The 21,603-nt window shown below is 62.6% G+C and carries 23 protein-coding genes and 1 pseudogene; 17 read left to right on the top strand and 7 right to left on the bottom strand.

Going from position 1 to position 21,603, the window contains the following annotated elements; all coding sequences use genetic code 11:
* The 6 genes and pseudogenes from L21_RS04345 to L21_RS04320 all read left to right on the top strand — a co-directional run.
* Positions 1 to 506: pseudogene (locus L21_RS04345) on the top strand (phenylacetate--CoA ligase family protein); the annotation flags it as partial.
* Between the two features lie 5 nt (positions 507 to 511).
* Positions 512 to 1,621: a CapA family protein gene (locus tag L21_RS04340; RefSeq protein WP_074369278.1), complete on the top strand. Its 1,110-nt coding sequence runs from the start codon at positions 512 to 514 to the stop codon at positions 1,619 to 1,621.
* Between the two features lie 151 nt (positions 1,622 to 1,772).
* Complete coding sequence (locus L21_RS04335; RefSeq protein ID WP_074369274.1) at positions 1,773 to 2,687, top strand: thiamine pyrophosphate-dependent enzyme; 915 nt, start codon at positions 1,773 to 1,775, stop codon at positions 2,685 to 2,687.
* Entirely contained in the window at positions 2,681 to 3,793 is a 1,113-nt protein-coding gene (locus L21_RS04330) for a transketolase C-terminal domain-containing protein (RefSeq protein ID WP_074369273.1), read from the top strand. The genes L21_RS04335 and L21_RS04330 overlap by 7 nt, the downstream gene beginning before the upstream one ends.
* The gene (locus L21_RS04325) at positions 3,786 to 4,313 is read left to right on the top strand and encodes a 2-oxoacid:acceptor oxidoreductase family protein (RefSeq protein WP_074369272.1); all 528 of its coding nucleotides are present in this window, start codon (positions 3,786 to 3,788) and stop codon (positions 4,311 to 4,313) included. Before L21_RS04330 ends, L21_RS04325 begins: the two co-directional genes overlap by 8 nt.
* Positions 4,310 to 4,555 carry a 4Fe-4S binding protein gene (locus L21_RS04320; RefSeq protein ID WP_048114432.1) on the top strand — a complete coding sequence of 82 codons (246 nt, stop codon included), beginning with the start codon at positions 4,310 to 4,312 and terminating at the stop codon, positions 4,553 to 4,555. The genes L21_RS04325 and L21_RS04320 overlap by 4 nt, the downstream gene beginning before the upstream one ends.
* Here L21_RS04320 and L21_RS04315 read toward each other — a convergent pair.
* Positions 4,533 to 4,919 (bottom strand): hypothetical protein, encoded by a 387-nt coding sequence (locus L21_RS04315; protein WP_074369271.1) that lies wholly within the window; start codon positions 4,917 to 4,919, stop codon positions 4,533 to 4,535. The two genes, L21_RS04320 and L21_RS04315, sit on opposite strands and share 23 nt — an antisense overlap.
* A gap of 159 nt (positions 4,920 to 5,078) precedes the next feature.
* Between L21_RS04315 and L21_RS04310 the strand changes: the two genes are divergently transcribed.
* From L21_RS04310 to L21_RS04300, 3 genes are all read left to right on the top strand, one after another.
* Entirely contained in the window at positions 5,079 to 5,381 is a 303-nt protein-coding gene (locus L21_RS04310) for an Hsp20/alpha crystallin family protein (protein WP_074369270.1), read from the top strand.
* Positions 5,382 to 5,513: 132 nt separating this feature from the next.
* The gene (locus L21_RS04305; RefSeq protein WP_074369269.1) at positions 5,514 to 7,679 is read left to right on the top strand and encodes a thioredoxin domain-containing protein; all 2,166 of its coding nucleotides are present in this window, start codon (positions 5,514 to 5,516) and stop codon (positions 7,677 to 7,679) included.
* 19 nt (positions 7,680 to 7,698) lie between these two features.
* Positions 7,699 to 8,226 (top strand): OsmC family protein, encoded by a 528-nt coding sequence (locus tag L21_RS04300; protein ID WP_074369268.1) that lies wholly within the window; start codon positions 7,699 to 7,701, stop codon positions 8,224 to 8,226.
* Between the two features lie 181 nt (positions 8,227 to 8,407).
* Here the strand turns inward: L21_RS04300 and L21_RS04295 are convergent, their stop codons facing one another.
* The 3 genes from L21_RS04295 to L21_RS04285 form a co-directional block, all read right to left on the bottom strand.
* A complete protein-coding gene (locus L21_RS04295; protein ID WP_305954471.1) occupies positions 8,408 to 8,611 on the bottom strand; it encodes a dodecin family protein in 204 nt (67 codons plus the stop codon).
* A 327-nt stretch (positions 8,612 to 8,938) separates the two neighbouring features.
* Positions 8,939 to 10,342 (bottom strand): MBL fold metallo-hydrolase, encoded by a 1,404-nt coding sequence (locus L21_RS04290; protein ID WP_074369266.1) that lies wholly within the window; start codon positions 10,340 to 10,342, stop codon positions 8,939 to 8,941.
* 130 nt (positions 10,343 to 10,472) lie between these two features.
* A complete protein-coding gene (locus tag L21_RS04285) occupies positions 10,473 to 12,521 on the bottom strand; it encodes an acetate--CoA ligase family protein (RefSeq protein ID WP_074369277.1) in 2,049 nt (682 codons plus the stop codon).
* A gap of 326 nt (positions 12,522 to 12,847) precedes the next feature.
* On the opposite strand from L21_RS04285, the gene L21_RS04280 reads away from it, so the two are divergent.
* From L21_RS04280 to L21_RS04265, 4 genes are all read left to right on the top strand, one after another.
* Positions 12,848 to 13,972 carry an iron ABC transporter substrate-binding protein gene (locus L21_RS04280; protein ID WP_394329525.1) on the top strand — a complete coding sequence of 375 codons (1,125 nt, stop codon included), beginning with the start codon at positions 12,848 to 12,850 and terminating at the stop codon, positions 13,970 to 13,972.
* Between the two features lie 30 nt (positions 13,973 to 14,002).
* Positions 14,003 to 15,115, top strand: a complete 1,113-nt coding sequence (locus tag L21_RS04275) for a FecCD family ABC transporter permease (RefSeq protein ID WP_074369264.1) — start codon at positions 14,003 to 14,005, stop codon at positions 15,113 to 15,115.
* Positions 15,112 to 15,879 carry an ABC transporter ATP-binding protein gene (locus L21_RS04270; RefSeq protein WP_074369263.1) on the top strand — a complete coding sequence of 256 codons (768 nt, stop codon included), beginning with the start codon at positions 15,112 to 15,114 and terminating at the stop codon, positions 15,877 to 15,879. The genes L21_RS04275 and L21_RS04270 overlap by 4 nt, the downstream gene beginning before the upstream one ends.
* Before the next feature lie 67 nt (positions 15,880 to 15,946).
* Positions 15,947 to 16,279, top strand: a complete 333-nt coding sequence (locus tag L21_RS04265) for a DUF1622 domain-containing protein (protein ID WP_083608781.1) — start codon at positions 15,947 to 15,949, stop codon at positions 16,277 to 16,279.
* Positions 16,280 to 16,304: 25 nt separating this feature from the next.
* Here L21_RS04265 and L21_RS04260 read toward each other — a convergent pair whose 3' ends face one another.
* Together L21_RS04260 and udg are read right to left on the bottom strand one after the other, a co-directional pair.
* Positions 16,305 to 16,736: a bis(5'-nucleosyl)-tetraphosphatase gene (locus tag L21_RS04260; protein WP_074369275.1), complete on the bottom strand. Its 432-nt coding sequence runs from the start codon at positions 16,734 to 16,736 to the stop codon at positions 16,305 to 16,307.
* Positions 16,737 to 16,744: 8 nt separating this feature from the next.
* Positions 16,745 to 17,362: a type-4 uracil-DNA glycosylase gene (gene udg, locus L21_RS04255; RefSeq protein WP_256712282.1), complete on the bottom strand. Its 618-nt coding sequence runs from the start codon at positions 17,360 to 17,362 to the stop codon at positions 16,745 to 16,747.
* A 345-nt stretch (positions 17,363 to 17,707) separates the two neighbouring features.
* Between udg and L21_RS04250 the strand changes: the two genes are divergently transcribed.
* The 4 genes from L21_RS04250 (at position 17,708) to L21_RS04235 (ending at position 21,156) form a co-directional block, all read left to right on the top strand.
* Positions 17,708 to 18,397 (top strand): hypothetical protein, encoded by a 690-nt coding sequence (locus tag L21_RS04250; protein WP_143727207.1) that lies wholly within the window; start codon positions 17,708 to 17,710, stop codon positions 18,395 to 18,397.
* A gap of 411 nt (positions 18,398 to 18,808) precedes the next feature.
* Positions 18,809 to 19,960 carry a hypothetical protein gene (locus L21_RS04245; protein ID WP_074369260.1) on the top strand — a complete coding sequence of 384 codons (1,152 nt, stop codon included), beginning with the start codon at positions 18,809 to 18,811 and terminating at the stop codon, positions 19,958 to 19,960.
* Positions 19,961 to 19,993: 33 nt separating this feature from the next.
* Complete coding sequence (locus L21_RS04240; protein ID WP_256712279.1) at positions 19,994 to 20,566, top strand: hypothetical protein; 573 nt, start codon at positions 19,994 to 19,996, stop codon at positions 20,564 to 20,566.
* A complete protein-coding gene (locus tag L21_RS04235; RefSeq protein WP_074369258.1) occupies positions 20,563 to 21,156 on the top strand; it encodes a hypothetical protein in 594 nt (197 codons plus the stop codon). Before L21_RS04240 ends, L21_RS04235 begins: the two co-directional genes overlap by 4 nt.
* 184 nt (positions 21,157 to 21,340) lie before the next feature.
* On the opposite strand, the gene L21_RS14280 is transcribed toward L21_RS04235, so the two are convergent.
* Positions 21,341 to 21,603, bottom strand: a 263-nt coding sequence (locus L21_RS14280) for a hypothetical protein (protein ID WP_218600628.1), incomplete at its 5' end; no start/stop codon positions are given.

Genomic DNA, 21,603 nt, shown 5'->3' with positions numbered 1-21,603 from the left:
TTGAGTTGATCGGCAGGGACGGACAGCCCGTCCGGGGCCCAGGGGCGATGGGCGAGGTGATCACAACCAACCTCACCAACCTTGTCTGCCCTCTCATCCGCTACCGCACCATGGACGTCGCGGTTCTCGGGGGAGGCTCCTGCACCTGCGGCCGTTCCTACCCGATGCTCGAGCGGGTCGAAGGAAGGCTCCAGGAGTTCATCGTGACGAAGAACCGCCGGTTCGTATCGATGACCGCGGTGAACATGCACTCCGACATCTTCGACAACGTCGCACAGTTCCAGTTTCACCAGGAGAAGGAAGGAGAGACCCTGCTACGGATCGTGAAAAAATCCGGATACGGCGACCGTGACACGGAACGCATTCTCCGGGAACTCGACAGAAAATTCGACGGCGACGTGGACGTGACCATTCGCTTCGTCGATGAGATTCCCCGCACCCGGCGCGGCAAATACCAGTTCCTGATACAGGAACTCCCGCTGGATCAGTGGGGCATTTCGGTGTGAGAACCATGAAAAAGATCAGGCTAACAGCAGTAGGAGACATATGGGTTCGGGCGGCGAACCATCAATACCCGTTCGGAAAGGTCGGTCATCTTCTTGAGGGGAAAGACGTCCTCTTCGGGAACCTGGAGACCACCCTCTCGGATACGGGCGAACCGGCAGAGAAGCACCACGTGATCTTCACGTGCCCGGACGCGGCCCGGTACCTGAAGGAGGCCGGGTTCGACGTCATGAGCGTTGCAAACAACCACTCCGGCGACCTCGGGGTAGAGGGGTTCAGGAACACCCTCAGTGCACTCGAGAGGCAGGGCATCCTCGCCGTCGGCGGCTCGGCGACCGAAGACCGGCAGGAGCCGGTCATCCTCGAGAGGAACGGCATCTCGATCGGGTTTGCGGGATATACGATCGGCAAACTCGCCATATCACGCGAGATCTCGGTCAACCGGCTGGTCGAGGAGGATGTCCTCAGGGATATCGTCTCCCTCAAAGGCCGGTGCGACCATATCGCCGTCTCGCTGCACTGGGGGACGGAGATGGCCTACTACCCGTCCCCCGAGCAGATCGACCTCGCCCACCGGCTCATCGATACAGGGGCCACCCTGATCCTCGGGCACCACCCGCATACCATGCAGGCGATCGAGCGCTACCACGGGGGGCTCATTGCCTATTCGCTCGGCATGTTCCAGTTCGAACCGCGCTGGCCCCACAACATCTCGCGGGAGGCGATCATGCTCTCGGTCGACCTGCAGAAGAACGGCGTCGTCGGGGGGCATGAGACGGTGCCGCTCATCATCGACGACGACTTCATACCCCGTCCCGCAGAGGGAGCGATGGCCGAGGAGATCCAGAACTTTCTATCCGAGATCTCGCGGCCGGTCGCCGAGGGGAGGCTCACCCGGTCCCGGTGGTTCGAGGAGATCGCGCCGGTCTACATGAAGATGAACCTCGAGAGTTACCGCTACCGGATACGCCGCAAAGGCCTCTTCCCGCTCCTGGAGATGGGGGCCTGGTTCTTCACGCCGTTTTGCCTGAAATGCTGCGCCGGCCTCGTCCGGAGGATTTTCCGCCCGGAACTTGCGCGCAGGAGGCGTGCTCCGGGGCAAAACGCCGGGAACTGAACGAAGGTGAATACGGAGGGACAGAGGAGCCCCGTTAAACCGGACCCCGTCCCCGACCCGTTCTTCAACGCATCCTGCATTCCGGCCGGTCGTTCCGCGGGAAAACCATCGAGTGCCCGGGGACCGGATCGCAAAACCCTCATTACAATTGATGACAAATATAACCGTGAGGAGTGTAACCAATTTGTCAGCGATTCCAAAGGAAGAGTATCTCTATAAATGCACGTCCGCCTGCGCGGGGTGCAGCTCTTCCCTATGTCTGCGTTACGTGCTCAAAGCCGCCGGATCCGACTCTGTCCTGGTCATACCCGCCTGCTGCACCAGCGTCATCCAGGGGATCTACCCCGGCACAGCAATGAACGTGCCCGTCTACAACGTGGCGTTTGCCGCATCCGCGGCCTGCGCCTCCGGTATGAGCGAGGCGTTCGCAGCCGCAGGAAAAGAGACCAACGTCATCGTCTACGCGGGCGACGGCGGAACGGTCGACATCGGCATTCAGGCGCTCTCCGGTGCTTTTGAGCGCGGCACCAATTTCCTTTACATCTGCTACGACAACGAGGCATACGGCAACACCGGCATGCAGCGGTCGGGCGCAACCCCGCTCGGGGCGCGCACCACCACGACCCCCGGCGGCAAGCCCACGACCAAGAAAGACCTCGACCGGATCGTCGAGGCGCATAACCCTCCCTACATGGCGACCGCCTGCAGCGCCTACCCCCTCGACCTCTACAAGAAGGTCAAGAAGGCGCTCTCGATCGAAGGCCCCAAGTTCATCCATATCCTCGCACCGTGCCCGCCGGGGTGGCGCTACCCCACGGAGAAGACGGTCGAAATGGGGAAACTCGCCGTGAAGACCGGAACGTGGATCCTCTACGAGCGCGAGTTCGGGAAACTCTCGATCAGCGGCCCGTCGAAGGCGGCGATGAAGAAACCCGCGCCGCTTGAGGACTACATCAAGGGCCAGGGCCGGTTCAAGAACCTGAGCCCCGAGATCCTCGACCTGATGCGCCAGCAGGTGCAGCAGAACATCGAGCGCCTCGCCCGTGAGGAGGCAGGCGTATGCTGACGATCGCGACCGGCAACAAGGCGGTGGCCGCCGCGGTGAAGGCTGCAAAACCGGGCGTCATCGCCGCATACCCGATCACCCCCCAGACCGAGATCGTCGAGCAGATCGCCGAGTACGTCGCCGGCGGCGACCTTGAGAGCCGCTACATCCCGGTGGAGAGCGAGCACTCGGCGATGGCGGCCTGCATCGGGGCGAGCGTCGGCGGCGTCCGGACGTTCACGGCGACGAGTTCCCACGGCCTCCTCTATATGCACGAGATGATCCACTGGGCCGCGGGCGCGCGTCTCCCCATCGTCATGGCGAACGTCAACCGTGCCCTCGGGCCCGGGTGGAACACCTGGGCGGAGCATACCGACGCCTTCTCCCAGCGCGACACGGGATGGCTGCAGGTCTTCGTGGGCACCGTCCAGGAGGCCTACGACGCCACCCTGATGGCGTTTCGGATCGCCGAGGACGAGAGGGTTCTCCTCCCGATGATGGTCAACCTGGACGGGTTCGCATTGAGCCACATCACGCAGTCGCTCGACACGGTGGAACTCGGCGACTTCGTGCCTCCCTACCACCTCCCGCACGCCATCGATACGGAGAACCCGCTCGGCTACGGGCCCATGACCGGGCCGGACGACCACTTCCGGTTCCGGTGGGATATCGAGCGGTCGATGCGCGACGCCCGGGGCGTGATCGCGGAGGTCGAGCGCGAGTTTGCGGAACGGTTCGGCCGCTCCTACGGCCCCACGGAGGACTACCGGTGCGAGGACGCCGACGTCGTCGTCGTCGCGATGGGAACCCTCGGCAAAGAGGCGGAGGTGGCGATCGACCGCCTCCGCGATGAGGGGATAAAGGCCGGTTCCATGCGCCTGCGCTGGTTCCGCCCCTTCCCGGACCTCGACCTCGCCGGAAGGGAGGTCGTCGTCATCGACCGCGACTACTCCTTCGGCTTCGGCGGCGTGGTGGCCCATTCCCTCAAGTCGAAGACCGGCATCGAGCCCTACAGCGTGATCGCCGGCCTCGGCGGCCAGGAGGTCACCTACAACGATATCGCGGACTTCGTCCGGAACCGTCGTCCCGGCACCGAGACCTGGTTCGGGGTGAGCGACCATGTATGAGATCAGGATCCACTCCCGGGGCGGGCAGGGCGGCGTCACCGCCGCGAAGCTCCTCGCCCTCGCGGCGTTCAGGGACGGTAAGCACGCGACCGCCTGCCCGTTCTACGGGGCGGAGCGGCGCGGGGCGCCGGTCGTCTCGTTCGTCCGGATCGACGACGAGCCGATCAAGGTATACAGCCAGATCCACGAGCCGGATCTCGTGATCGTCCTTGACACGAGCATTATGGACGTGGTGGACGTCCTCGACGGCCTCAAGGCCGACGGCACGGTACTCTTAAACAGCGCCCATCCGGTTGCCGGGTGCAACGGAACCTGCCGTCACGTCGACCTGACCGGGATCGCGCTCGCACAGAACCTGGTGATCGCGGGAAGCCCGATCCTGAACACCCCGGTGCTCGGGGCGCTCGCGAAGATGGGGGTCGTCACCCTCCCGTCGGCGGAGCAGGCGATCCGCGAGATGTTTAGCGACGAACGGAACGTGAAGGCTGCCAGAGCGGCATACGAGGAGCTGAAGATATGAGAGAGAGACTTGCGCTCAGCAGGCCGAAGGAGGCCGCGTCGGGGAAGACCGGGACGTGGCGGACGTTCCGGCCCGTCGTGGATAAGGAGACGTGCAACGCCTGCGGGCTCTGCGCCCAGTACTGCCCGGACGGGGTCATCGACGAGGAACTGAACATCGACCTCGACTACTGCAAGGGGTGCGGCATCTGCGCGAACGAGTGCCCGAAAGGGGCGATCGCTATGGTGCGGGAGGAGCGCTGACCTCGTCGTCGACGGGGCGCATCGCTATATACTCCAGGTTGAACCGGTAGAAGTGCGTGTAGCCGCAGTTGCGGCACCGGGTCGTGAGATGGTTGGACCCGATCGCGAGGTCGTGCGGGCCCGTGACCCCACAATTTTTGCATCGCCCGCCGACATCGAGCGTCCAGAGATCGTAGCGCCCGATCGGCGTGCAGGTTCCGACCACCCCGGTGTTCTCGAACCGCGGGATGAATATCCGGGTCGCCCCGCAGGCTGAGCAGATCACCTGCGCCTGCGCGGAGACAGCTCTTATGATCTGGTCGGCATCCTCGCCGCAGTGGTAGCAGCGGGTGCGGTGCCGGGTGAAGATGAACCGCTCGCTCATGCATGATACTTGAGGAGCGTAAGATAAAACCTCCGTTCGGGAGTACGGCCGCCCGCACTCCGGGACGGCGGACTGGTGCCGCGCCCGGGCCGGGTCACGGGAAGAGGGAAACGTTAAATAGCACCCCCGCACCTCTGTTGCCGAATAGGAGGTTATGCGATGGCAGCGTTGAGAGTTGCACCCTATGTCTGCGCGTACGCGGACGAGAACGAAGAGAACCTGCATATCGAGATCGAGCTACCCGGGGTCGACAAGAAGGACATCACGTTCAAGATGCAGGAGACCAGTTTCTCCATCGATGCAGCCCGCGGCGACGTGCGCTACGTCGGCACCTATGCGATCGGATGCCCGGTCGACACCGGCAAGGCGAAGGCGACGTTTCGAAACGGCCTCTTGGCCGTGGATGTCCCCTACATCCAGCCGGCCGCGGAGGAGACAAAGCAGATTCCCATTGCGGAGTGAAGGGGCGCACTTCCTTTTTTAACCGCCGGGTGCTCTTCGCCCCGATAGCGGGAGAGAGGCGTCCGCACCCCGGGGCCGCCCCGTCCGCCGGGAGGAGTCACCTTTATTAGCCTGCATCCGCACGTCAGGGATATGAACCCGGCACGCGGATACGACCCGGAAGCACCGGAAGCATCGGTGCGGGAGAGATCACCACCGAACCGGCTGATCAACGAACAGAGCCCTTACTTGCTCCAGCACGCTCATAACCCCGTCGACTGGTACCCCTGGGGCGAGGAGGCGTTTTCACGGGCGCGGGAGGAGGGAAAACCGATATTCCTCTCCATCGGCTACTCGGCCTGCCACTGGTGCCACGTCATGGAGGAGGAGTCGTTTGCCGACCCGCAGGTCGCGAAACTCCTAAACGACGTCTTCGTCTGCGTCAAAGTGGATCGCGAGGAGCGGCCGGATATCGACCAGGTCTACATGGCGGCCGCCCACGCACTGACCGGGACCGGAGGCTGGCCGCTCACTATTCTGATGACCGCCGATAAAAAACCCTTCTTTGCGGCGAGTTACATCCCGAAGGATAGCCGCTACGGGATGACCGGCCTGCTGGACCTCATCCCCCGGATCAGCAAGGTCTGGCAGACTCAGCGGCAGGAACTCGAGAGCGCCGGCGACCAGGTGCTGCAGGCGCTGCAGAGCGCGGCGAAGACCCCGCCGGAGGAGGGGGAACTCGACGAGGCGGTCCTCGACGAGGCCTATAACACCTTCTTCCGGGTCTTCGACGGGGAGAACGGCGGGTTCGGGGACGCGCCCCGGTTCCCCACGCCGCACAACCTCATATTCCTCCTCCGCTACGGGAACCGGACCGGGAAGGAGCCGGCATACACGATGGTCGAGAAGACGCTACACGCGATGCGCCGGGGCGGGATCTTCGACCAGGTCGGTTACGGGTTCCACCGTTACTCGACGGACACGGAGTGGTTCGTCCCGCACTTCGAGAAGATGCTCTACGACCAGGCGCTCCTCGTCATGGCGTATACGGAGGCCTACCTCGCGACGGGGAGGGAGGAGTTCGCGAGAACCGCCCGGGAGACGATCGCCTACGTCCTGCGCGACATGGCCGATCCGGACGGCGGCTTTTACTCGGCGGAGGACGCCGACAGCGAGGGGGAGGAGGGGAAGTTCTACCTCTGGACGAAGGATGAGATCCTCGCGGTCGTCGGAGAAGAGGACGGGGAACGGTTCTCCCGGATATTCAGCGTCATGGAGCCCGGGAACTACCGGGAGCAGCCCGGCGAGAGGAGGACGGGCAAAAACATCCTCCGCCTCCGCCGGCCCCTCGCATCCTGGGCGCACGAGTTCGCAATCTCGGAGGAGGATCTGGCGTGGTTCGTCGAAGAGGGACGGCAGAAACTTCTCGCGGCCCGCGAGCGGCGTCTCCGCCCGGGCAAGGACGACAAGATCCTCACCGACTGGAACGGCCTCATGATCGCCGCCCTCGCGAAAGCCGCCCGGGTCTTCGACGAACCGGACTACCTGGCGGCGGCGGAGCGAGCGGCCGCGTTCGTCCTCGCCAACCTTCGCCGGCAGGATGGGCGGTTCCTCCACCGCTACCGGGGCGGCGAGGCGGGACTCGCGGCAACCCTCGACGACTACGCGTTCATGATCTGGGCGCTCATCGAGGTCTACGAGGCGTCGTTTACCCCCCGCTACCTCCAGACCGCTGTCGACCTCTCCCGGGACCTCATCGCGCACTACTGGGACTGCAGCCGGGGAGGGTTCTTCTTCGTGCCGGACGATGCGGACGTTCCCGTCCGCCAGAAACCGGTCTACGACGGGGCGATTCCTTCCGGCAACAGCGTGGCCATGTACGCTCTCTTCGTCCTCGGTCGGATGACGGCGAACCTCGAGTTCGAGGAGACGGCGGAGCGCATACGGCGTGTCTTTGCCGGAACCGTCAGCGAGTCCCCCACCGCCTGCTCCCACTTCCTCACCGGCCTCGATTTCATGCTGGGGCCGAACTACGAGGTGATCATATCCGGCGTCCCGGGTGCACAGGACACGAAAGCGATGATCGACGCCATCCGGTCGCACTACGCCCCCGGCGCCGTCGTCATCTTCCGCCCTTCCGACGAAGAGGAGCCGGAGATCGTGGAAGTAGCCGGGTTTACCCGGGATATCGTGACGATCGAGGAGAAGGCGACGGCATACGTCTGCACCAACTACGCCTGCGACATCCCGACAACCGATCCCGACGAGATGGTGCGGCTCGTGAGATCGACGGGACGGTCGCCGGAACCGATCGTCTGACTTCAGGGAGGGATATACGATGATCGCGCGAAACGGGGTTGATATGGAGCGGGTGCACACCCTCAAAGCAGTGATGCAGGAGAACCCGGCGGCGGGCAGAAGAACCCTCTCCGGCGTCACGAGTTGGAACGGCGGCGCCCACTCCACCACGATCGTCCGGAACTTCGCCATCCCGGCCGACGAACCGGTCGCCCTCGGCGGAACCGGCCGCGGCGCAAGTCCGACGGAACTGGTGCTCACGGCGCTTTCCGCCTGCATCGCAATCGGTATCGCCTACAGCGCGGCGGAAGACGGGATCGAGGTCGATTCGATCGAGATCGATGTTGCGGGCGACCTCGATCTCGGTGGATTCCTTGAAATCGGCGATGCCCGACCAGGATTAGAGGAGATTCGCCTGACCGTCCGGGTGGATGCCGACGCGCCGCAGGAGTTGATCGAGGAACTCGTCGGCCGCGGCTACCGGCGCTCGCCGGTCGCGGCCTCGCTCGAAGGCAGGGTGCCGGTCAGGGTCTGCATCGGGCGGGAGGAGACCGGGGCGCAAAGATAACCCACAACAAAGCGGCGCTCCACGCGCAGGAAAACCCCGCTGCGAGATCCGGAACCGGTTCAGCGCACCCTTCTGCGGCTGCGATGACTGCGAGGCGATCCTCGATGCAGGTCAAGGCGGGGTTTTCATCAATGATTCGCCGACCCGGAAAACCACCTCAAAAAAGAATGATGGGAAAGGCTCAACTCTCCCTTTCCACGACGAACGTAACTTTCACGTTGGCACGATACTCCACGATCCGACCGCCGTCCACCTTCGCGGTGCATTCGCTCAGGTAGACATGTCGTATGTTTTTAACGGTCTTCGCGGCTTCCTTCACTGCATTTGCCGCGGCATCCTCCCATCCGGTCGGGGAGCTGCCGATCAACTCGATGACTTTGGCCACGGAAGGCCCTCCCGTTGCTGCTATGTTCATTCCTCCACGGCCACCCTGAGGCATACCACCCAGATAAAGATTTGCAGCGTGCGATAACCGGATGGTCGGGAGCGGCATGCTGGCTACAGGGAGAGGTTCAGCCGGAGCAAGGCAGGAGGGAAACGGCGATAGTAGTAGCGGGATCAGGAAATAATCCGGACGAAGCCCGCACCTTCGGTCCTTTAACTCCCGCTGTTCCGGGGGCGGGCAGTTCGGGGCGATAATTCGCCCCGGTGATCCGGTGGAGGTGGGCATACGCAGGCCCGGACAACCTGCACCGCCCTCCCGACCCCGTCTCTACATCGCCGGAGGGACGGAGAGGGGTTTCTCCTCGTCTTTGAGGAGCGGGTAGTTCGCCGCCTTCCACCCGAACGTGCCGCCGAGCAGGTTCGTGACGTTTCTAAACCCGTGCTTCTCAAGGATGCTCGCCGCAAGGCTCCCCTTGAACCCGGCGTCGCAGTGGACGACGATCCGCTTATCCTCCGGGATCTCCCCGATACGCTCCTCGAGATGCCCGACGTAGATGTGGTGCGATCCCTGGATGTAGCCGTCCTCCTCCCGGTGATTGACGTTCCTGACGTCGAGCACCCAGACCGCGGGGTCGTCCAGGTTCTCGGCGAGGTCGGAGGGGGACCAGGTGCCGGAGCGCTCGACGATCTCGCCCTGCTTGAACCAGGCTGCAAACCCACCCGCGAGGTATCCCGCGATCTTGTCGTAGCCGAGCCGGACAAAGTGGCGCACCACGTGATCCAGGTCCAGGTTGAAGTCGTCCACGAGGACGATCGGGTCCTCGTAGTTCAGGTAGTAGCCCATGTAGAGGGGGAGGCCCTGCCGCCAGATACTGATGGTTCCGGGGATGTGCCCGCCGGCGAAACTCGTCGGGGACCGGATATCGACGATCTGCACGCCCCGATCCATGAGCGAGCGGATCTCCCGGGCCGAATACGCCCGCAGGTGCGGCAGGTTGTAGATCAGGGGCGGCCCTTCCCGGTTGAGCTTGCGCATCATCCTGAAATACTGCGGCTCGTAGAGCCGTTCGTTCACTTTGCGCTCGACGAACTGCTCCTTCGGGAGGGAGAGCAGTCCGTTCGTCGATTTTTCAAACCCGATGGTCGTGTACTCCAGGTCGCCGATCTTTCCGCCGCAGACGGACCCCGCGCCGTGGGCGGGGCAGACGATCGTGCCGTCGGGGAGCGGGAGGATCTTCTGGTGAAGACTCTCGTACAGCATCTCCGAGGCCTCCCGCCGCTTATCCTCGCCCGCGAGATCGGTCCTTCCCACATCCCCGGCGAAGAGCGCATCGCCGGTAAAGACCATCAAGGGATCGTCGGAGACCGATCGATCGCGGAGCAGGAGCGATATGCTCTCTACGGTATGGCCGGGCGTCTCCAGGACCTCGATCTCGAGCGAACCGACCGAGAACGTCTCCCCCTCCCGGACGCCGGTGCCGAACCCGAACTCCTCCCGGGCGCCGTGCAGGATCTCCGCCCCGGTCGGACGGGCGAGATCCCGGGAGCCGATGACGTAATCCTCGTTTTTATGCGTCTCAAAAATCTTCGCGATCTTCATGCCCTCTCGTTCGGCGATGTTCGTGTAGACCAGGCAGTCGCGCCTCGGATCGATGACCGCCGCCTCCCCGTCCGCCCCGACGATGTATGAGTTGTGAGCAAGGATATCGGACTTAATCTTCTCAAACAGCATCCGTATTCATCTCCCGGGTGGTGGAACCCGTTCCGATGAGCCGGGATACGGGGCGGTTATATAAAAGGGTTCCGGGAGATACGGGGAGAGAGCGGGCGCTTCCTGCCGGCATCCGGGGAGCAGAACTCTTTCACTCCTGCCGGACGGCCCTGACCTCGAGGATGCTGCCCACCGCCTTGAACGCATCCTCAAGCTCCTCGAAATTCGGGATCCGGGAGCCCCGCAGGATGCGCAGCCCGCTCCTGATGCTGTCGCCGCCGAGCATGCAGCCCACAACCATCTTCTCCGTGTTGCGGGAGAACCGGACGATCTCGTTTGCGACGTGCGCCGGATCGACGAGCGTGGTCGGCACGGCGATCACGAACGCGATGTCCCAGAACTCCTGGTGGCGTATCAGCACGTCGAAGAGAGCGGCGAACCGGGTGGCGTCGGCGTCCCCGAGGATATCCATGGGGTTTGCGTGGTTCCAGAACGGCGGGAGGAAGGCATTGAGCTCGCGAAGCACGTCGTCGGGGAGGTCGACCATATCGACCCCGTGCGCCTCGGCGTAGTCGGAGGCGAGGACGGCGAACCCTCCCGCACTGGTGACGGCGATCGCCCGCTTGCCGCGGGGGTAACCCTCTGACGCCAGGAGTTCCGCGAGGTTGAAGGCGTCCCGCAGGGTCCGGGCCGGGATCACGCCCGCCTGCCGGAACGCCGCGATGTAGACCTCGTAACTCCCGGCAAGCGACCCGGTGTGGGACGACGCCGCGGCCTTGCCCTTCCGGGACGAACCGGACTTCACCGCCACCACCGGCTTTCTTCCGGCGACCTCGCCGACGATCTGCATGAACCCGCGTCCGTCCTGGATCTCCTCGATGTAGAGAGTGACCGACCGGGTCATGTCGTCCTGCTCGGCGAACCGGAGAAAATGCTCGAACCCGAGATCCGCCTGGTTGCCGACGCTGATGACGGTCGAGAACCCGAACTCCTCGGGGAGGCTCCAGTCGACGACGGTGGTGATGATCGCGCCGCTCTGGGAGATGAAGGCGACGTCTCCCGCTCTCGGCGAGACGGGGTCGAACGTGGCGTTGATCCTCATGTGAGGCATCATGATCCCGAGACAGTTCGGGCCGATGATCCGGATGGAGTGTCTTCGGGCGATCGCCGTGACCTTCTCTTCGAGAGTCGTGCCTTCACCGCCGATCTCGCGGAACCCGGCGGTGACGATGACAGCGAGGCGGACACCTTTCTTCCCGCACTCCTCCATCACCTCCGGGACGATCCGGGCGGGCACGGCGACGACCGCCCAGTCGACCGGGGCCGGGATATCCAGAACGGAGGGGTAGGTTGTTCGCCCGAAGAGCTCGCCGTGCGAGGGGTTGACCGGGTAGAGGTTGCCGGAAAACGAGAGCAGGTTCCGGAGAACCGAGTAACCCACCTTGTTCGGGCTTGCGGAGGCGCCGATCACGGCGATGGATTCCGGGTAGAAGATATCCGGGGGCGCCCGGACGCTGAGCCGCGCAGCCGCCCCCCCGGCGGTCTCCCCGGCGATGATCCTTGCATCGACGACGCTGACACCTTTCTCATACACGATGACGGGGTTCAGGTCGAACTCCCTGATACGGGGATCCTCGATGAAGGCCTGCGCCATGGCGGCGATGATGCGGACGAGCGCCTCCTCGTCCTTCGGGGCCTCCCCCCGGTATCCCCGGATGAGCCGGTAGCCCTCGATCTCGCGGATCATCGTGCGGATCTCGTCCTCACTCGCGGGCAGCACCCGGATGGAGACGTCCGCGAGAAGTTCCACCAGTTTTCCCCCGAGACCGAACGTGATCACCTTCCCGAACGACGGGTCGGTCTTTCCGCCGATCAGCACTTCGAGCCCCGCAGGTATCTGTTTCTCGACGATGATGCCGGTGACCGTCGCCTCCGGGGCATGGGCAGCGGCGTTCTGCATGATTGTCCGGAACGCCTCATCTACCCCTTCAGGGTTCTCGATCCCGGTGATAACCCCGCCGACATCGCTTTTGTGGACGATCTCCGGCGAGATGACCTTCATGACGACGGGGTAGCCTATCCACCCGGCGGCCGCCCGCGCATCGGAGGCGCTGGTGGCGAGGTGATGGGGGGGCACCGGTATCCCGCACGATTCGAGCAGGCGGTAGCCCTCAGATTCGGTTAACATCCTCTCCGGCATCTGCATTCCTCACGATATGCCGATCCTGCCGGGATGCATGACCGGCGTCCTGATGCACCGGTTGGTCGGGTCTTCCATAATAAGTATCCGCCCGGGGGAACAAGCCCTGTTCCCGCCGGAGAGAGCAGCATGCAACGGGCCGGAAAGCACGAAATAGGCAAAGAACTGCCGGACGCGGGAGCGTTGCACAAGTTCGGCCGGCTATCGGCATAGTATTACGAATCAAAATTAAGTCGCACTCAATAGGCAGCAATCCGATACCTATAATAAACAATGTTACTATTAAAAATATTAGTATGCAGCCATTACGATACAAAGGATCTCTCATGGCCGCAGTGCTTGCGGCCCTCGTTCTTGTCATGCTTGCCGCCGGGTGCACCGGCACCGGAACCGTTCAGGGCGGCACTGGCCAGACCGTCACGATCACCGACGGGTTCGGCCGGGCGGTCACCGTTCCTTCGCCGCCGGAGAGCGTCGTCTGCTCGGGATCCGGATGTCTCCGTTACCTCGTCTACCTGCAGGGCCAGGACCTCGCCGTCGGCGTCGACGACATCGAAAAGAAAGATCAGGCGATAGAAGGCCGGCCCTACGCCCTCGCCTACGGGTCGCAATTCAAGGACCTTCCCCTGATCGGTGAGTTCCGGGGCAAGGACGACCCCGAGAAGATCCTCGGGATCGGTCCCGCAGTCATCCTCAAGACAGGGTCCACCGGAACGGCATACGGTACCAGTGCAGCCGAAGCCGACAAACTCCAGGAGAAAATCGGGATCCCGGTCGTGGCGTTCCCCTACGGCTCGCTCAGGAATGACGCCGAGAAGGTGGAGATGTACGCCGGGCTCCGCACGATGGGCGAGGTTCTCGACAAGCAGGACCGCGCCGAAGAGGTGATTGCCTACATCGAGGCGACGATCGCCGACCTTGAAGCCCGGACTGCCGACATCCCCGAAGCCGACCAGAAAACGGTCTACATCGGCGGCGTCTCCTCGGCGGGCGCCCACGGCATCATCTCCACCGAACCCGCCTACCCACCGTTTGCCTGGGTGAATGCAAATAACGTCGCGGCCGGACTCGGCACGGCTCACGCAGACGTCGCGAAAGAGGCGCTCGTCGACTGGGACCCCGACTATCTCTTCATTGACGTCGGCACGGTCCAGATGGAGAGCGACGGGGCGATCGGGGAACTGAAGACCGATCCCGCGCTCAAGGGACTTACTGCCGCAAAGGAAGGCCGGGTCTACGGCGTTCTCCCATATAACTTCTACAGCACGAACTACGAGACCGTGCTTGCCAACGCCTACTTCATCGGCAAGATCCTCTACCCCGACCGGTTCGAGGATGTTGACCCCGAGGAAAAGGCGGACGAGATCTACACCTTCTTCATCGGGAAACCAGTCTTTGATGAACACAAAAACCAGTATCGGAATCTCGGGTTCGCGGAGATCACGCTGTAGACCCGGGTCTAAACAGGAGGAGATGACGAGATGCACTTTGCAGACGGGACCATTCCCACGGACTACCTGGGCTACGTGCGGAAGAAGCACCTCTGGATACTCGGGGGCGTGGTCCTCCTCTTCTTCCTCCTGATCGTATCCATATCGGTCGGTGCGGTAGGCATTCCCCCGTACGAGGTCTTCCTCTCCATCGTGAACGGTATCGTTGATCGGATACACCTGCTCCTCAACCCCGATGCCGTTCTCAACCCCACCAGCACCGACCGGATCGTCTGGAACATCCGTCTCCCGCAGGCGCTAGCGGCGGTCGTCGCCGGAGTGGGGCTCTCGGTGGCGGGGGTCGCCATGCAGTCGATCCTTCGTAACCCGCTCGGCTCGCCGTTCACGCTCGGCATCTCAAACGCCGGCGCGTTCGGGGCGGCCGTCTCGGTCATCCTCCTCGGCACCGGACAGATGCATTCCACGGTCGCCGACGCCGTCACCTTAAACAACCCCTACGTGACGACGATGGTGGCGTTCATCTTCTGCCTCCTTGCGACGGCCGTGATCCTCCTCATATCCCGGATACGCGGGGCCTCCCCCGAGGTGATGGTGCTCGCCGGCGTCGCCCTCTCCTCGCTCTTCACGGCGGGGACGATGTTTCTGCAGTACTTTGCCAGCGACACCCAGCTCGCCGCCGTCGTCTTCTGGACGTTCGGCGACGTCGGCCGGGCCAGCTGGCAGGAACTCGGGATCATGGCCTTCGTCACGATAGCGGCCTCGCTCTACTTCATCGCAAACCGCTGGAACTACAACGCCATCGACGCCGGCGACGAGACCGCGAAAGGCCTCGGCGTCAGCGTTGAGCGGGTTCGCGACGTCGGGATGGTCGTCGCGGCGCTCGTATCCGCCGTGATCGTCTCGTTCCTCGGGGTCATCGGGTTTGTGGGGCTCGTCTGCCCGCATATGGTGAGGAGGCTCATCGGCGACGACCAGCGCTACCTCATTCCCGGCTCCTGCGTTATGGGCGGGATCCTCCTCCTCGCCTCGGACACGGTCGCCCGGATCATCGTGGCTCCTTACATCCTCCCGGTAGCCGTGCTCACGGCGTTCCTGGGAGCACCGGTCTTCATCTACCTGCTCTTACGGGGGTACCGGCGATGATCCTCGACGTCGACGGCGTGGCGTTCAACTACCGGAGCGCCCCGGTCATCCGGGATATCACGTTCGATCTCCGGCCCCACCAGATCCTCGCGATCCTGGGGCCGAACGGTGTCGGGAAGACGACGCTCCTGAAGTGCATGAATACCATCCTGCGGCCGAAGGCCGGGTCCGTCCTCATCGAGGGGGCGGATCTCCTCGCCGCGGATAGGATGGAGATCGCCCGGAAGGTCGGCTACGTCCCGCAACGCTGCGAGGCCGGCCGGATGACCGTCTTTGACGCCGTCCTCCTCGGACGGCGGCCGCATATCGGGTGGGACGTGACGGATAAGGATATCCGGATCGTCGAGGCGGCGCTCCGGATGCTTCACCTCGAAACTCTTTCACTCCGCTACATCGACGAGATGAGCGGCGGGGAACTCCAGAAGGTGAGCATCGCGCGAGCCCTCGTGCAGGAGCCCCGGGTGCTGCTCCTCGACGAACCGACGAGCAGCCTCGATCTCAAAAACCAGATCGAGATCCTCGGGATCGTCCGGCACGTGACGGCGGAGCACGACGTCGCCGCGGTGATGACGATGCACGACCTGAACATGGCACTCCGCTACGCCGACCGGTTCATTCTCTTAAAGGACGGCGTCATCCATGCCGCAGGGGGCCCCGACGTGGTGACGCCGGAGACCATCGAGGCGGTCTACGGTGTCCCGGTGACGGTCGAGCGATATAACGGGTTCCGCTTCGTCGTACCCCTGGAACCGGAGAGCGCCTGAGAACCCGGGGGCGCCCTCCGGGATAACGTATAAGTCCACCGTCGCCGATACGCCCGGCGGGGGGCATATGGTGCTCGAGACGTTCATCGGGATCACCGGAACCGTCCTCGGGACGTTCGGGGCACTCTTCATCGCCTACGGGGCAGCGATCGCGATCGTCGAGCTCCTGGCGCGGGAGACGCGGATTCGGAAACAGAGTTATCGCGACATCCGGTGGACGTTCACCACGCGCATCCTGATCGGCCTCGAGTTCTTCGTTGCCGCGGACGTCATCAAGACAATCCTCGAACCGACGTTCCAGGACCTGATCATCCTCGGGTCGCTCGTCACGATCAGGACCATCGTGGGTTACTTCCTCGGGAAGGAGGTGAAGGAACTCCCCGAGGAACGAAAAATGTAGTGACAGGCGGGGCGGGATCTTCCGGTCACGCGTTCTTTGGGTTCCGCACGGCCTTCAGGTGCTCGTGCGCACCCTCGACGACCCTTCTCGAGTTCGCGAAGGTGATCGTCTGTTGCGCCTCGCCGTAGGGGAGCCACCGGTAGTCGATATGCTCGTCCGAGAGCGTCACCTCCTCCTCCGGCGTCTCGATCAGGTAGTAGACGACCTCCTTGTAGACCGTATGCGCCCGGCGCTGGAAGAAGTAGTGAACCTCCTCGCGGAACCCGGGGACGAACTCCGCGCGGGTGATCCCGGTCTCCTCCTCGAGTTCGCGAAGCACCGTCTCTTCCTCGCTCTCGCCGCGCTCACCGTGCCCTTTCACCAGATCCCAGTGCCCGGCCCCGTACTGGAGGATGAGGTACTGGAGATCCGTATCCTGTCGGACGACGACTGCCCCGCATGAACGCTCTTTTGCCATGATCTTCTTCAATCCTGTCTCGTGAACTCTCCGGCCGCCGCGAGTTCGCGCCCGATGATCCGGAAGTCCTCTTCCAGAGACTCCCGGTATCCCGGGTTATAGAGCGCGGCGGCGGGATGGAGGGTGGGGATGAGGCGGACCGGGTGGCCGAAGAGGAGGCCGGGGTAGACCGTCCCCCGGATCTCCGTGATCCGGTCGAACTCGACGGAGAGGAAGGAGAGGATATACCTGCTCGAGTGCCGGCCGAGCATCACGATCACCTTCGGCCCGACGATCCGGATCTGCTCCTCAAGATACGGGGTGCAGGCCCGGATCTCCTCCTCGCCGGGGTCGCGGTTCCCGGGCGGCCGGTGCTTGACGATGTTTGCGATGAAGACATCGTCACGCGATAAGCCGATGCCCGAGAGGAGGCCGTCGAGGAGTTTCCCCGCCCGACCGACAAACGGCCTCCCGGTGAGGTCTTCCTGTTTTCCCGGCGCTTCGCCGATGAGCATGAGTTCGGCCCGGGGATTCCCCTCCCCCGGAACCGCATGGTGGGTATCCTCCCAGAGGGGGCATTTCCGGCATTCGCCGATGACGGCGGCAAGCCGCTCTATCGCTACGTCGCTCCCCGTCTCCTCTGCCATGCCCACACTATTGACAATAACTCGTATAACCTTCTTATGCATTGTGTTTTGCCGTCGGGAATTGTCGTACCCCCGGTCCGGAATCGGTCCGAGAGGGGGAGAGGAGCGGTGCCAGCCGTTCGGCTACGGATCTCACCAGACGGCGCGGCACTGTTTTCGTGCTTATAGAGGCCGGTCTTCGGGGGGGTGGTCCGGCACGGGTCTGACGTGTAGATGATTGTCACAGAAAAGGGATATAGAAGAACGTTGAGCTCTCCAGCGCGGGTACCGGAACCGGCATCCTGCCCGACACGTGCAGGGATACCCACCCCGGTTGGCGCCCCGAACGATGGACGGATGATCTGCATGAGATTCCTGCAAAGCGATAGAGCCGGCAGGGCCGCACTGGTTCTCCTCCTGATCGCCGTCGGTGCTCTCGGCACCTTCCTGTTCTTCGACCATCTCATGATCGGTCCCGGACATCCACCTCCCGAGGCCCTGCAAAAATGGTATATCCCCCAGCCACAGTATGGGTATGCAGAGAACGGGTCGGTCGTCGTGAACAGAACAATTGAAGGGGATGTTGTCCCGTCAGGCAACATCAAAGAAGGGTGTCCATCCCTGTTTCCGGATCTCTCCCAGTACTGCAGCCATGCCGCGTATCTCGACACCGTGTCGGGTGACCGGTACCTGATCGTCAACTGGTACTTCGACGATGACACGGATCTCCTGCAGGCGGAAGAGGACCTCTGCAGCCGCCTTCGGTCGTCCGGGAACGTCGCTTCCGCTGATTTGATCCTTTCCGGAGAATCCAATGTGTCACCGGACGAACCGATAGTTAGCCGCATTGCCGTAACGAAATACGAGAGCAAGGCATCGTCCGGCTACTTCGCCGTCGCTGAAAAGCCGCTGTCTCCGGAGCACGACGATTATTTCATCGTTTACTACGGGGTTTTCGGGCCGGCCGTTCTCCCCGATCACGCCGTTGCACTGGAGGAACTTATGCTCCGGAGTTACTCGCTCCGGAACGTCAGGCCACTCGCACCCTGTTCGTGAGCGACGGGGGTACGATCGGGCACGGCACCTCCAACCCTGAGACCATCGCGTGGGTTGGGTGGCTGCTGCCTGAAATTGTGAGAAAGGGGCAGAGACGCCTGCTCCTCAGACTGCGTTTCTCGCCGTCCGGCGCGGCACCAATTTTACGCCCATGGGGCCCCGTTCCGGGTGAGGAAGCGATCCGGCAGGCCCGACGTGTAACTTCCCGGCACAGAAAAGGTATATAGAGAAACGTTGAGCTCTCCAGCGTGGATACCTGTACCGGTATCCCGAGATGCGCGGGACCCCCCCATCCCCGGTTGACGCCCCGGATGAAGAGCCCCGCATGCCCGGAGGCAAAGGGATGTACGCACTCTGTGTACTTGAAGGTATGCTTCGCCTGCCTCCGGGTAAAAAAACGGAGGAAACCAAATGAACAGAAGAATCGGAACGCAGGCATTCCCTCTGCTCCTGGCGGTGCTGCTGGTGAGCGCAGGGATTATGCCTCTCGTAAGCGCAACCGAGAACGAAGGCGCCGGAATCGATCTCGACCGGTACTCGCCTCCTCAATTGAACGTCGATCCGTCGATTGAGACGATAGCCATCTTCGAGGCGTTAAGCCCCCAACCGGAGCGACGAATCACAGACGGTAGGACAGAAGGGGGGATCCCGTTCGGTTCGATCGTCGTCCACGCAGCCGATGGGATCACCCGGGTGTTCGACAAAAATGGGAACCAGTTGCTCTCGATCAGTGACGAAAAATCCGGAAAACTACCCACACCTGCTGGTGTCGAAAAATCCTGTACCCGACTGCATCAACTCCCGAACGACTCAAGAGTGTATCACCGCGGAGATCAGACCTTCGTCCTTGATGCTGCCGGAGAGCTGATCCTGACCGTCATTGATAAGACTCCGTCCTCCGGTCGGAATGTGGCGGAGCCAAAGATGTGGACCGGTAATAGTTGGGTAGAATCAGCAGAGGATAGACCAAATTCCGAGATTACCGAGTATACGGCATACTGGACGGTCCCATCCAGCCCGCCTTCAGGTCTTGCGATTAATGAGAGGATCTATCTCTTCAACGGCATAGAGAGGACTGTCGGGTCAACGACGTACCTGCTGCAGCCGGTGCTGGCCTACAACGGATCCACCCATCAATGGGAAGGGCAGGCCTGGGCGGCATACAGTCCCAACTACCAGGATAGTTATTATGGGCCCCTGTTCGCCACCGCCACCGGACATACGATGAGAGGGCGTATCTACTGGAGCAGCAGTCTCAATCTCTGGTCTATCACCATCTACGACCATACAACGGGCCAATACAGTTCGCTGTCAACGCAATGCATGCAGCCGGGGGCCGGATGCCGTGTCGGCTACGTCCTTGAAGGCTGGAATATTGACGACAACACCGATGTGCCGGGCGACACGCTCTTCTACGACATGGTGTACAAGAGTTATGGGGCGCCCATGAGCATCGACCTGGAGCCATGGTACTCAACCGAGGTTCCTTATGAGATCATGCGATACTGCCAGGTGCAGATCATTCAGAATCCTTCGCGGGTGTGCCTCCATACCTACAACTGATGAACGATGAGACTAATTTCCTTTCTCCTTTTTATGCTGCTGCTTCTGGCATTCGGGGCCGGGTGTATCGACCCCCCGGAGACAAATGCAACGGAAAACGTCACCCCCGCCCCGGTCCTCCACTACGAGCGGGGGGGCGTCTCGATCCCGATCAACGTCTCTGAGATTCCAGTGCGGGGATTCGACGCCAATGTCACGGAGGTGATCGAGATCCTCCTCGCCGACCAGCGGGCCGGGGCCCTGCTTGAGGGCGGGTGGAAGATAGCCTCGGTCCAGACAAGTTATGATTACGACTTGAGGACGCATGTCGACGTAGAGTTCCGGAGCGATGAACCGTCACCGTCGTTCTTCATCGAAGTGGACGAACAGAAGGGGCACACCGGCTGGGGGCGCTGCAACGTCCCGCTCTGGCTTGGAGGACCGTTTGCAGGCCCCTACCCTGAGGACTATCACCAGAACTGGACGCCCAGAAGGGGCGTTGACTGGATATATGTCTTCGATCACCACAACGATCGGGTAGTGATGGTCTACAACGAAACGACGATCTTCTACCTCTACCCCTCGTACGGGAGAGAGTGGTACGAAAGCGTGGAGGCGTCAGGATGAAGCGGATCTTCATTCTCTCCCTTACGCTGCTGCTCCTGGCGCTCGGGGCCGGGTGCATCGACTTCCCGGGGGCGAACGCCACGGAAAACGCTACCTCTCCCCCGGTCCTTCACTACGAGCGGGAAAACGTCTCGATCCCGATCAACACATCCGAGATCCCGGTGAGAACGTTCGATGTCAACGCAACAGAGGTGATCGAGATCGTCCTCGCCGACCAGCGGGCCGGGATTCTGCTTGAGGGCGGATGGCAGATCACCTCGATCCGGACGGGCTTTGAGGGGGAGGACCCGAACCGGGAGCACATCGACGTGGAGTTCAGGAACGATGAACTGTCGCTGTCGTTCTTCATCGAAGTGGACGAATGGGAGAGGCAGACCGGCAGAGGACGTTGCAGCGCCACGATCTGGAGGGGGCACCCGTGGACGTCAGAACCCTTCCCCGAGGAGGAAGACTATCACCAGGCGGTAAACCCGTATATGGGCCTGTTTGTGGTCGTCGATCATCACAACGAGAGGGTGATTATGGCCTATGACGATACGACGATCTTCTACCTCTACCCCTCATATGGGGAAGTGACTGAATGGGAATGACCGAAGCGGAACCGACGCCCCTTTCCCCTCTCTCATGGAACAGGGTGATGTGAAAGCGTAGGGGAGGGCGATGCGGGAAAATGCAGGTTGCCGGAACGAGCATGGAACCACCATAGAAGGGAAACAAAATGAACAGAAAAGCGGGAATGCGGGCGCAAATCGTACCTGCAACCGGCGAGAGCAGTTAAGTGAAGCAGATCGCCATTCTCTCCCTTGCGCTGCTGCTCCGGGGCGCGCTGTCTCTCCTGCACGGATCTGGCCCTGCGGCCAGTCGCACTATGCTCCCACCCGTCGCCACTCGAAGACCTTCGGTCTTCTCCAACTCCTGTCCTACGGACAGTCGTTCCTCACGGAGCGTCGCCAATTTAATACCACCAGAGATGAACACTATATAGAATTTCCCGGCGACTTCACCGCCCGGTCTCGCCGGAGCGGCGCCTGACCCGG

Source organism: Methanoculleus chikugoensis, assembly GCF_900095385.1.
Taxonomy (GTDB): Archaea; Halobacteriota; Methanomicrobia; order Methanomicrobiales; family Methanoculleaceae; genus Methanoculleus; species Methanoculleus chikugoensis_A.
Note: the sequence above shows the minus strand (reverse complement) of the source record. Positions and strands in the feature narration are given on the sequence as shown.

Bases quoted from the DNA above. Each gene is read 5' to 3' on its own strand.
- L21_RS04275 (WP_074369264.1), top strand. From the start codon at position 14,003: ATGCACTTTGCAGACGGGACCATTCCCACGGACTACCTGGGCTACGTG.
- L21_RS04250 (WP_143727207.1), top strand. From the start codon at position 17,708: ATGAGATTCCTGCAAAGCGATAGAGCCGGCAGGGCCGCACTGGTTCTC.
- udg (WP_256712282.1), bottom strand. From the start codon at position 17,362: ATGGCAGAGGAGACGGGGAGCGACGTAGCGATAGAGCGGCTTGCCGCC.
- L21_RS04235 (WP_074369258.1), top strand. From the start codon at position 20,563: ATGAAGCGGATCTTCATTCTCTCCCTTACGCTGCTGCTCCTGGCGCTC.
- L21_RS04290 (WP_074369266.1), bottom strand. From the start codon at position 10,342: ATGCTGTTTGAGAAGATTAAGTCCGATATCCTTGCTCACAACTCATAC.
- L21_RS04320 (WP_048114432.1), top strand. From the start codon at position 4,310: ATGAGAGAGAGACTTGCGCTCAGCAGGCCGAAGGAGGCCGCGTCGGGG.
- L21_RS04340 (WP_074369278.1), top strand. From the start codon at position 512: ATGAAAAAGATCAGGCTAACAGCAGTAGGAGACATATGGGTTCGGGCG.
- L21_RS04300 (WP_074369268.1), top strand. From the start codon at position 7,699: ATGATCGCGCGAAACGGGGTTGATATGGAGCGGGTGCACACCCTCAAA.
- L21_RS04285 (WP_074369277.1), bottom strand. From the start codon at position 12,521: ATGCCGGAGAGGATGTTAACCGAATCTGAGGGCTACCGCCTGCTCGAA.
- L21_RS04330 (WP_074369273.1), top strand. From the start codon at position 2,681: ATGCTGACGATCGCGACCGGCAACAAGGCGGTGGCCGCCGCGGTGAAG.
- L21_RS04240 (WP_256712279.1), top strand. From the start codon at position 19,994: ATGCTGCTGCTTCTGGCATTCGGGGCCGGGTGTATCGACCCCCCGGAG.
- L21_RS04280 (WP_394329525.1), top strand. From the start codon at position 12,848: ATGGCCGCAGTGCTTGCGGCCCTCGTTCTTGTCATGCTTGCCGCCGGG.
- L21_RS04265 (WP_083608781.1), top strand. From the start codon at position 15,947: ATGGTGCTCGAGACGTTCATCGGGATCACCGGAACCGTCCTCGGGACG.
- L21_RS04335 (WP_074369274.1), top strand. From the start codon at position 1,773: ATGACAAATATAACCGTGAGGAGTGTAACCAATTTGTCAGCGATTCCA.
- L21_RS04325 (WP_074369272.1), top strand. From the start codon at position 3,786: ATGTATGAGATCAGGATCCACTCCCGGGGCGGGCAGGGCGGCGTCACC.
- L21_RS04305 (WP_074369269.1), top strand. From the start codon at position 5,514: ATGAACCCGGCACGCGGATACGACCCGGAAGCACCGGAAGCATCGGTG.
- L21_RS04315 (WP_074369271.1), bottom strand. From the start codon at position 4,919: ATGAGCGAGCGGTTCATCTTCACCCGGCACCGCACCCGCTGCTACCAC.
- L21_RS04270 (WP_074369263.1), top strand. From the start codon at position 15,112: ATGATCCTCGACGTCGACGGCGTGGCGTTCAACTACCGGAGCGCCCCG.
- L21_RS04245 (WP_074369260.1), top strand. From the start codon at position 18,809: ATGAACAGAAGAATCGGAACGCAGGCATTCCCTCTGCTCCTGGCGGTG.
- L21_RS04260 (WP_074369275.1), bottom strand. From the start codon at position 16,736: ATGGCAAAAGAGCGTTCATGCGGGGCAGTCGTCGTCCGACAGGATACG.
- L21_RS04310 (WP_074369270.1), top strand. From the start codon at position 5,079: ATGGCAGCGTTGAGAGTTGCACCCTATGTCTGCGCGTACGCGGACGAG.